The 3,155-nt window shown below is 65.2% G+C and carries 5 protein-coding genes; 4 read left to right on the forward strand and 1 reads right to left on the reverse strand.

Annotated elements, in window-relative coordinates; all coding sequences use genetic code 11:
- From EN781_RS29450 to EN781_RS29465, 4 genes are all read left to right on the forward strand, one after another.
- Window positions 1-518 (forward strand): enolase C-terminal domain-like protein (locus EN781_RS29450; RefSeq protein ID WP_281034404.1); only part of this gene is annotated, 518 nt, incomplete at its 5' end.
- A 2-nt stretch (window positions 519-520) separates the two neighbouring features.
- Entirely contained in the window at window positions 521-1,237 is a 717-nt protein-coding gene (locus EN781_RS29455; RefSeq protein WP_126058212.1) for a FadR/GntR family transcriptional regulator, read from the forward strand.
- 65 nt (window positions 1,238-1,302) lie between these two features.
- The gene (locus EN781_RS29460) at window positions 1,303-2,283 is read left to right on the forward strand and encodes a hydroxyacid dehydrogenase (protein WP_126058211.1); all 981 of its coding nucleotides are present in this window, start codon (window positions 1,303-1,305) and stop codon (window positions 2,281-2,283) included.
- Window positions 2,284-2,326: 43 nt separating this feature from the next.
- Window positions 2,327-2,704: a hypothetical protein gene (locus EN781_RS29465; protein ID WP_126059354.1), complete on the forward strand. Its 378-nt coding sequence runs from the start codon at window positions 2,327-2,329 to the stop codon at window positions 2,702-2,704.
- Between the two features lie 21 nt (window positions 2,705-2,725).
- On the opposite strand, the gene EN781_RS29470 is transcribed toward EN781_RS29465, so the two are convergent.
- The coding region (locus EN781_RS29470; protein WP_245492684.1) for an amidase family protein at window positions 2,726-3,155 on the reverse strand (430 nt) is incomplete at its 5' end.

The following is a 3,155-nucleotide window of genomic DNA, read 5'->3' on the forward strand; positions in this document are numbered from 1 at the left end:
CTTATATGGTGGCCGAGCCAAAGCGCTTCATCCAGCTTGCCGGCGACCTCGACCTCGCCTGGTTCGAGGAGCCGGTGATCGCCGACGACAAGCCGGGCATGGCCGAAGTTCGCGCCTCGAGCTCGATCCCGATCGCCACCGGTGAAAGCGAGGCGACGCGCTATGCCTTCCGCGACCTCGCCGTTCTGAAGTCGGCTGACATTTTCCAGCCGGACCCCGCCTTCTGCGGCGGCATCAGCGAAGCGATGAAGATCGGCACCATCGCCAGCGCCTTCAACCTGCGCTTTGCCCCGCATCTGTGGGCCGGCGCGCCCTGCTTCTTTGCCGGTCTGCATGTCTGCGCCGCCTCGCCGGCGAGCTTCACCGTCGAATACTCGCTCGGCGCCAACCCGATGATCCACGATCTTATCGAAGAGACTGTCGAAGCAAAGGACGGTATGATAGCGATCCCTGAAAAGCCCGGATTGGGATTCACAATCTCGGAGCGATTCCTGGAGGCGAACGCGCAACGCTGCTGACGATGAAAGAAAAGAACCTTCTCGCGGAACTCGCCGCCTATCTGTTCTCCAAATCGGACAAGGAGACGGGTCGCACGCCGTCGGAGCGCGAACTGGCCGAGCACTTCGCCGTCAGCCGCGGCCAGATCCGCGAAGCGCTGGCCATCCTGGAAGCCATGCGGATCGTCGAACGCCGCGCCAAATCCGGCATCTATGTCGACACCAAGCAGGCGAGCGTCGAGGCGTTGGCCCTTTTCGCCCGCGCCGGCCTGCCGCTCGATCCGATCCAGATCTACGAAACGGTCGAGTTGCGCAAGATCCACGAGATCAAGGCCGCCGAGCTTGCCTGCTCACGCGCCACCGAGGAGAATTTCGAGCGGCTGCGCGAGATCCTGAAAGCCTCGGAGGAGCGTATCGCCGCCGGCGAGGGTCTGGCCAAGGAAGACCGCGAGTTCCACCTCGAGATCGTGCGCGCCACCAAGAACGGCATCTTCCACAACATCTGCAGCGTCTACTACCTGATGGGCGAGCAGCGCCTGCCGATCTATTTCAACGATCCCGAGCGCAGCGTGCGCTCGCATGCAGAGCATATCCAGATCTACGAGGCGCTGCTGCGCCGCGACGGCAACCTCGCCCAGGCGCTGATGAACGCCCATCTGCAAGGCGCCGAAAGCTATTGGAAGGGCCTGATCGAGGGGCGTGGGACGGAGCCGACAAGCCCGGCGCTCGAAAAGGCCTAGAGCATTTTGCAGCCCAAGCGGCATCGCTTGGCATCGCAGAAATGCGGCAAACAAACGGGAGCCACATGCCCAGAATCCTGTCGACGCACCCGCTGCATCCGCGCGCCTCCGCCATGCTGGCCGGGGCAGGCAAGCTGGTCGTCGCTTCCGCCCTCGATGGCAAAACGCTTGCCGCCGAGGCGAAGGATGCTGATATCGTCATCGTCCGTGCGCCGCTGCCACCTGAGCTCTTCGGCGGCGCCGCGAAGCTGCGCGCCGCGATCCGTCATGGCGCTGGGCTGGACATGATCCCGGTCGAGGCGGCAACGTCAGCCGGCGTGCTGGTGGCGAACGTGCCGGCGGTCAATGCGCGCTCGGTCGCCGAGCACGTGATGTTCGTGACGCTGGCCTTGCTTCGGCGTTTTCGCATGGTCGACCGCGACCTGCGCGCCAAGGGCTGGCTCGCCGGACGCGACCATGCCAACGCCAACACCGAGCTCGCCGGTAAGACCATCGGCATTGTCGGCCTCGGAGCGGTCGGCCAGGCGGTCGGCCATATCGCCGCGCACGGCTTCGACCTCAATGTCGTGGCAACGACGCGCAGTATGCGCCCGGCGCCCGACAAGGTCGGTTTCCTGTCGATCGACGCGCTGGTCGAGCAGAGCGACATCATCGTGCTTTGCTGTCCGCTGACGCCGGAGACGCGCGGCCTGATCAGCCGCGAGCGCATTTCGCGCATGAAGCCGAACGCACTGCTGATCAACGTCTCGCGCGGGCCGGTGGTCGACGACGATGCGCTGATCGAAGCCTTGCGCAAGGGCAGCATCGGCGGTGCCGCGCTCGACGTCTTTGCGACGCAGCCGCTGCCGCCGAACCATCCCTATTTCAGCTTCGACAATGTCATCGTCACCCCGCATATGGCCGGGATCACCGAGGAGTCGATGATGCGCATGGGCGTCGGCGCGGCGGGCGAGGCGCTGCTGGTGCTGGCCGGCAAGCTGCCGGCAAATCTGCGCAATCCGGACGTGGTCGACCACTACCGTCGACGGTTTCCGGCCGACAGGTGAAATGCACCGCGCTTCCGCCTCAATTCTTGGTGACGCTGAAGCCATGTTGAATCGTCGCTTGGCATCCTTGGTTCTCGCCGCATGTTCGATCGCGGCCTCGCCCACACTCGCTGCGACAGAGAGCAGCGACTATGTCTACTGCAGCAATGGACTCGTCTGCTTCAGAGCCCCTTGTCCCTCAGGCAACGCGCTGGATCTGGGCACCGGCAAGGTCGTCAAAGGCGTGGCACTCAACACCACCGAATTGCCGCTGCAAGACAGGGCCGCACCCGATACATCAGACAAGCTCCACGCGGGAAAGCTCGTCGTCAGAGGATCGATCCAGCATCGCGGTGAGCCGAACGAGCCGCCCATGCTGGTCGTTACGCGTATCGAACGCGCCTCTGGCAAAGCCGAGCGCAGGCGCTGCGCGGCGCACTGATTGCCGTGGGCACGCTGCTCGTCAGAGCAGCCGCTCCATTTCTGCCGCGATGCGCAGCAGATGGCGGTCATGGCCGTTGCGGGCCACCAGCATCAACCCGGCCGGACGCGCCGTTCCAGGCATCGGCACAGAGATGGCGCAGAGATCGAACTGGTTGGCGACCTGGGTGTTGCGCAACAGCAGGCCTTCGGTCCGCTCGCGCAGCGCCGCGTCGCTAGCCATCAAGGCGATGGTCGGCGCCGCCACCGGCGTCGTCGGCAGGGCCAGCACATCGACCGCGGCCAGCCGCTCGTCCATCGCTGAGGCCAGCGCCTTGCGGCGCCGGATTGTCCGGATATAGACCGACGCGGGGATGGCCAGCGCGCGCGACAACGGCCCGCTGACATGCGGATCGACCGGCACGGAAGCGCCTGTCGCCAGCCAGTCGGCATGGACCTCGGCGCCTTCCATT

This window comes from Mesorhizobium sp. M4A.F.Ca.ET.090.04.2.1 (assembly GCF_003999085.1).
GTDB lineage: Bacteria > Pseudomonadota > Alphaproteobacteria > Rhizobiales > Rhizobiaceae > Mesorhizobium.